Here is a 5,518-nt window from a genome sequence, read left to right as displayed (position 1 = left end):
ATCAAAAATAACGTCCAATTTTTGGATGGTCAACAATCATTTTTTTGAGTTTTTGGTTATTGATGCTTCCTTGAATGCTATAAATTACTTTGCCGTTTGGCTCAACCAAAAGCGTATAAGGTAAAGCCCCATTCCATTTTGGGTCGATGGCTTCGATGAGTTTGTAAATGTCTTCGTCTTTAAAAATATAGTTTTTCACGCCCGAATGTTTTTCTTTCAGAAACTTCAAGGCTTTCTCTTTTTTCTCTAATTTATCGGCCGAAACCGATACAAATTCAAAATCTCTTGCTCCGTACATTCGGTGAATATCCAAAAAATCAGGGTATTCCATCACGCAAGGCCCGCACCAAGTTGCCCAAACGTTTATTAGGCGAAGTTTATCCGAGTCAGCATTTTTTACCAGTGTTTTTATACCTTCGGTGTCCAATTCTTCGAGCGTAACGGGGCGTGATGTCCAATTTTTCTCGTTTTTCTCGTTATATTCTGTTTTCCAAGCCCATTTTATCGAGCAACCGAAGGTTTTGGTGGTAGGAGTAGATACTTCTTTTCCGGCCAAAACTTCGTCAATCGCTTTGCGTAAATCTTCGGCATTGGCTCCTTTGCTGGGCTTTTCTACGGCATCAAGTCGACCATTGTATCTCAAAATTCGTTGATTATCAAACACATACGCATGAGGTGTAGCTACTGGGCCGTATTTTATTGAAACAGCTTCGTTATCGCCATCGTAGAGGTACGGAAAATTAAATTGCTTTTCTTTCGCTCTGATTTTCATATTATCAAAATCATCGTTGAGGTCGGTATAACCTAATTCTTCCAGCAACAGCCCGTTTGGACTATTGGGCGAGATAGCTACAACTGCCACACCTTTACTTTTATAATCATCCATAATTTTCTTGATTCGGTCTTCGTAGGCCTGTGCAGTAGGGCAGTGCGTACATGTAAAAATTATCACCAATACTTTTGCAGACGCAAAATCTTTTAGTGAATAGAATTTGCCATCATAATTCGGAAGTCGAAAATCGGGTGCTTTTGCTCCAATTGCCAGTGTTGGCGTTTCTTGTGCAGGAATTGCTTGTGGACGAGCCACAAATTTGCTTTGGGCATGGGCAATGATGCCCGCACAGAGCCATAAAAGAATAAGGAAAGGTTTCATTTTGTAAGGTTGAATAGAGAAGAATAGTATTATAATTACAGTCAAATTTATATAAAATTTTAATAAAATAATGATACTTTTTAAGAAATGATAGTAATGGTTTGAAGAAATAGCGTATTTTTGTTATTCAATTATTCAACTCTATAATCATACAGATAATGAACTCAAATTTCTCTCGTCGTGATTTCGTGAAGGCTTCGGCAGCCGCTGTGGGCGGTATCTCGATGGCTTCCTTACCAATCGAAACATTCGCTAATTCTTCGGTTGACGATACCATAAAAATTGCATTAATTGGTTGTGGTGGCCGTGGAACTGGTGCTGCCATGCAGGCTCTTTCGGTAAAGCATAATGTAAAACTTGTGGCAATGGCCGATGCGTTTAAAGACCGAATCGACTCTTGTTACAAAAATCTTACAACCGAAAAAGAACCAGGAAAAGGCGTGAAAAGCCGAGTTGATGTGCCAGAGCAAAACAAATTTGTAGGTTTCGACGGCTACAAGCAAGCAATCGCATTGGCTGATGTTGTGCTTCTCACAACGCCTCCAGGTTTCCGCCCGATACATTTTGAAGAGGCTGTTCGTCAGGGAAAGCACGTTTTCATGGAAAAACCAGTAGCAACTGATGCACCCGGTATTCGTAGAGTTTTGGCGGCGGCCGAAGAGTCAAAAAAGAAAAACTTGAAAGTGGTTGTAGGTTTACAACGCCATTATCAAAAATCATATCTTGAAACATACAAAAAAGTAATTGACGAAGGTGCTATTGGCGACATCGTTGCAGCACGTTGTTATTGGAATAATGATGGTGTTTGGGTAAACGAGCGTCAGGCAAACCAAACCGAAATGGAATATCAAATGCGTAACTGGTATTATTTTGTATGGCTCTGTGGCGACCACATTAATGAGCAACACATTCATAATATTGACGTAATTAACTGGTTTAAAGGAGGTTATCCGACGGAAGCTAATGGTATGGGTGGACGTCAGGTGCGTGTAGATAAGAAGTATGGAGAAATATATGATCACCACTACGTGGAGTTTAAATATGCCGATGGTATGATTTTATCGAGTTCGTGCCGTCATCAACCAGGTACTGTTTCTGACGTATCAGAACATTTAATTGGAACAAAAGGCCGTGCAACTGAAGGTAAGATTTTTGACCTTAAAGGAAATAATATTTGGCGACACAAAGGCGAAGGAGATGGTAATCCGTATCAGGTAGAACACGATGTATTATTTGATTGTATTGTGAACAACAAACCTATTAATGATGCAGAAAATGGTGCGAAAAGTACGATGACTGCCATTATGGGGCGTATGGCTACTTATTCGGGTAAGAGAGTGAAATGGGAAGAAGCACTCAACTCAAATATTAATTTGATGCCAGATACCTACACTTGGGATACCATGCCTAAGACTTTACCAGATAAAGATGGTTATTACCCAATTCCAATGCCAGGTAAAACGAGAGCGGTGTAACTAAATTAAGAATGTAGAGTTAAGAATTAAGAATGTTTATCAATCGAAGCTAAGGATTAATGAACAGATTTCAGCAATTCTTAATTCTACATTCTTAATTCTTAATTAGTATTTACTTTACGAGTTCTCCGCTCAAACGCATGATTTGTAGCTCTGAGATTTTGATATTATAACGAGCATTTGTAAGGCGATTCAAGGAAGTATTCAAACTGCGTTGTGCTTCGTTCAATTCTAAGATTGTTGAGCCACCCAGCTTAAATTTCTCCAACGAAATCTTCAAGTTTTCTTCGGCTACTTCGTTGTTTTCTTCTTCAAGTTTTAATAATTCTTTATCGGTTTGATATTGGTTGTAGGCACGCATCAAGTCGGCTTCCAATTGTACCCAAAGGTTTTCTTCTTGCTTACGCAAAATATCAGTATTGATTTTTGAAGTTTGAATCTGACGACGAATGATTTCACCGTTGAAGATATTCCAAGTTGCTCCTATACCTGTATTCAAACCCACATTCTGATTGTATAAAAATAAACCTGCATTGGTTCTGTTTAATGAAAAACCCAACGAAGAATTAAGTGTAACTCTCGGAAGTTTGGCTGCCGCTACTTCTCTTTGCGTAATTAGGCTTATATCGGTCGTTTTACGCAAAACCTGTAAGTTTTTGTTGGCCGCTCGTGCTTGACTTTTGAGTTGTTCGGTGGTAGGGTCAAACATGATTCCTACTACTTCTTGCACATCAAAATCTTGGTCGGCAGGTCTTAGTAAAAGATTGTTGAGTGTTACTTTGGCGTTTTTAAGTGAGTTTTTGGCTTGCACCAATTGCGTATTTTGGGTGTTGAGTTCAGTTTTTGATTGTAGATAATCTAATTTCGAACCCTTTCCAAACTCCCAACGCTGTTGTGTAATCGTAAGACGTTCTTCATAATATTTGATGATTGTCTGCAAAAAAGCTACGGTCTGTTTCTGACGCATTACTTCATAATAAGCTTGCATTACGCTCACAACTGTGTTTTCCATCATTTGTCGAGACTGTAATTGGCTCAACTGTCCTTGCCCTTTCAGGCGGTCGAGAGTGGCGTACATTCGTTTTCCATCATAGAGTACCCACGAAACAGCTACGTTTGTAGTTGGTGCGATACTGGTACCAAAACGATTAATTTCCGTACCATTCGAAAGTTTTTGTTTCACTTCGTTTAATGCACTTCCTACGTTGGCATTCAAATCTACTCTTGGAAGCATTCCTGCATTTCCTTTAAAGACTTGCAGTTCTGATGCTTCTTGTTGCATTTGAGCTACTTTTATATCGTAACTTTTCTCAAGAGCAGTTCCAACGGCATTTTCGAGTGTTAATATTTCTTGGGCTTGTAAAACAGCAGGCAATAAAAATATAAACAGAAAGTATTTTTTCATGATTAAGAGTTTCAATCTATAGGTAAGGGCGTATCGCATACGCCCTTACAGCGAGTATTTGTGCTTGTAGGCGTATGCGATACGCCCGATGTTTTTATGCCATTTCAGCTTCGTGAGCAATTTCTTCGATTTGTTTCATACGCTCGAAATTTTTATTACGAGATAAGAAAGTATAAATCGCTGGAATTACGTATAAAGTCAGAACCAATGAGAATAACAAACCACCCATGATTACGATACCCATCGCCATACGGCTTTTTCCTGCTGAGCCGAGAGCAAAAGCAATAGGAGCTGCTCCTAAAACTGTCGCAAAACTTGTCATTAAGATTGGACGGAAACGCATGGCAGCCGCTTCGATGGCCGCTTCTCTGATACCCATTCCTTTTTCTCGTAATTGATTCGCAAATTCTACAATCAAGATACCGTTTTTAGTTACCAAACCGATGAGCATAATCATACCGATTTGACTGAAAATATTGAGTGTTTGGTTGAAATACCACAACGAGAATACTGCTCCAGCAATCGCCAGAGGTACTGTAAGCATGATTATGAATGGGTCAACGAAACTTTCGAACTGAGCAGCCAAAATCAAATATACTAATACCAATGCCAATAAGAACATATAAAGTGTATTCGACGAACTTTCGGAGAAATCTCTCGAAGAACCCGCCAAAGCCGTACGAATGACATCATCAGCCATTTTATCTCTGATTTTGTCCATAGCCTTGATACCATCACCAATCGTTTTTCCTGGTGCTAAACCAGCCGAAACCGTAGCACTCATGTAGCGATTGAAGTGGTATAGCTGCGGTGGGCTACTTTCTTCGTTAATTTTCACGATATTATCGAGTTGAATAATTTCACCACGATTATTTTTAACGTAAGTATTTTTCAAATCCAATGGTTCGTCACGGTTGGCACGGTCGAATTGACCAATAACTTGATACTGACGACCATTCATTGTGAAATATCCGAAACGCTGACCAGCAAAAGCCAATTGCATCGACTGAGCCACATCCGTTACCGAAACGCCCATACTTTTGGCTTTTTCACGGTCGATACTCACTTCGAGTTCTGGTTTATTAAACTTCAAGTTCAAATCCGAAACCATGAATGTTGGGTCTTTAGCCACTTCTTCCATAAACTTCGGAACGTACTGACGGAGTTTCTCAAAATCAGGTGCTTGAATAACGTATTGTACGGGTAAACCTCCTCGTTTATCCAAAGAGATAGTTTCTTGTTGCAACACAAATGCTCTGGCATCGGGCATTTTTTTGGTGATTTTACCCACTTGGTCAGCAATTTGCTGTTGCGTACGTTTTCTGTTTTGTGGCTCAGTAAGGACTAATCTTGTAAAACCAGTATTGGCCGCACCCGAACCCGCAAAACCTGGTGCTGTCATCGTAACGATTACGTTAGCTTCTGGCACCGAATCACGAATTGTTTTGCCGAGTTTCTGAATATAGTTATCGGTAAATTCAAAAG

Annotated in this window: 4 protein-coding genes; 1 reads left to right on the top strand and 3 read right to left on the bottom strand. The window is 39.7% G+C overall.

Annotation, left to right across the window (positions count from 1 at the left end; all coding sequences use genetic code 11):
* Position 1: 1 nt before the first annotated feature.
* Positions 2–1,153: a redoxin domain-containing protein gene (locus tag ACOVO2_RS20300; RefSeq protein WP_421771732.1), complete on the bottom strand. Its 1,152-nt coding sequence runs from the start codon at positions 1,151–1,153 to the stop codon at positions 2–4.
* 158 nt (positions 1,154–1,311) lie between these two features.
* Here ACOVO2_RS20300 and ACOVO2_RS20295 point away from each other — a divergent pair, with 158 nt between their 5' ends.
* Positions 1,312–2,628, top strand: coding sequence for a Gfo/Idh/MocA family oxidoreductase (locus ACOVO2_RS20295; protein WP_421771731.1), 1,317 nt, complete (start codon positions 1,312–1,314; stop codon positions 2,626–2,628).
* Between the two features lie 112 nt (positions 2,629–2,740).
* On the opposite strand, the gene ACOVO2_RS20290 is transcribed toward ACOVO2_RS20295, so the two are convergent.
* Positions 2,741–4,033 carry a TolC family protein gene (locus tag ACOVO2_RS20290; RefSeq protein WP_421771730.1) on the bottom strand — a complete coding sequence of 431 codons (1,293 nt, stop codon included), beginning with the start codon at positions 4,031–4,033 and terminating at the stop codon, positions 2,741–2,743.
* A gap of 94 nt (positions 4,034–4,127) precedes the next feature.
* Positions 4,128–5,518 (bottom strand): efflux RND transporter permease subunit (locus tag ACOVO2_RS20285; protein ID WP_421771729.1); only part of this gene is annotated, 1,391 nt, incomplete at its 5' end.

Source organism: Emticicia sp., assembly GCF_049241225.1.
Taxonomy (GTDB): Bacteria; Bacteroidota; Bacteroidia; order Cytophagales; family Spirosomataceae; genus Emticicia.
This window is presented reverse-complemented; position numbering and strand designations above follow the sequence as displayed.